This is a genomic window from Streptomyces spinoverrucosus, from assembly GCF_006539505.1.
Lineage (GTDB): Bacteria > Actinomycetota > Actinomycetes > Streptomycetales > Streptomycetaceae > Streptomyces > Streptomyces spinoverrucosus.
Window position 1 is genome coordinate 1 of sequence record NZ_BJND01000193.1, and the last position, 1,030, is coordinate 1,030.

The 1,030-nt window shown below is 70.0% G+C and carries 1 pseudogene; it reads right to left on the reverse strand.

Annotation, left to right across the window (positions count from 1 at the left end):
- Window positions 1-1,030 (reverse strand): annotated as a pseudogene (locus SSP24_RS42480) (IS1380 family transposase); the annotation flags it as partial.

A 1,030-nucleotide genomic window follows, 5' to 3' on the forward strand; every position in this document is an offset into this window, starting at 1 on the left:
GGTGACGAGCTGGCCGGCCGCGGAGAACAGGCGGAACCGCAGACGGCGCGGTTCCCAGAGCCGGGCTTGGCCGGTCAGGGCGAGCATGGGCAACCAGGCCAGCAGGTCGAGAGCGATCTGGACGATCTCCAGCCAGATGCTGTTCTGCGCGGTGTCGTGCAGGGGGGTTGCGCAGGCCGGTGGCCCGGGCGGCCCGGATGCGGTCCTCTGCGCGGGCCCGCAGCCGGTGACGGAGTTCGAGGGCGGCTATCGGCCGGTCGGGGGTGTTGGTGGCGAAGCAGGTGATCCGCATGCCGTCCGCATCGGTGATCCTCAACTGGGCTCCGGGGTGCGGCCGTTCCTTGCGGACGATCAGCCGCATGCCCTTCGGCCACCCGATGAGGATGTCGCCGGTGAGTTCAGCGACCCAGGCCCCGTCACGGACTTCGCCGCTGGTCTCGACGGCCGGTGTCCAGGCCGATGCGGGGATCTTCAGGACGTGCTGGTGAATGGCCTCGGTGATCACCATGCCGACCGAGTAGGACAGCCAGCGTCCGCGCCGGGCGAGCCAGGCCACGAATTCATGGGTGCCGCCGCCGGAGTCGCAGCGGATCAGCGTCCGTCGTCCCCGCCGGTACTTCTTGGATAGTTGGGCCAGGGCGAGACGGGCGGTGGTGATGTGGTCGGCGGCCGTGTTCGAGCCCGCGTTGCCGGGGCGCAGGAGAGCGGCGACGGGTTCTCCGGTTCCTCCCGGGCCGTGGTCGACAAACCCCATGAGCGGGTGGTGGCCGTAGGTCTTCTTCCAGGTCGGGGCGGCGTCCTGCTTGTCCGAGTGCGCAACGACCAGGACCCCGTCCAGGTCCACGATCACCTGCCCGCCGGCATCAGGGGCCTGGTCGCCGGCCAAATCCCAGACCTTTCTGCGGACTTCGGAACGTGCAGCGCGGATCGCGGTCAGCACCTTCTCGCCCGAAGCAGCGAGGGTGCCGATCAACCGGGAGACCGTCGGATCGGAGGCGACCGGCCCGAACACGGCCGACTCGGACCGCAG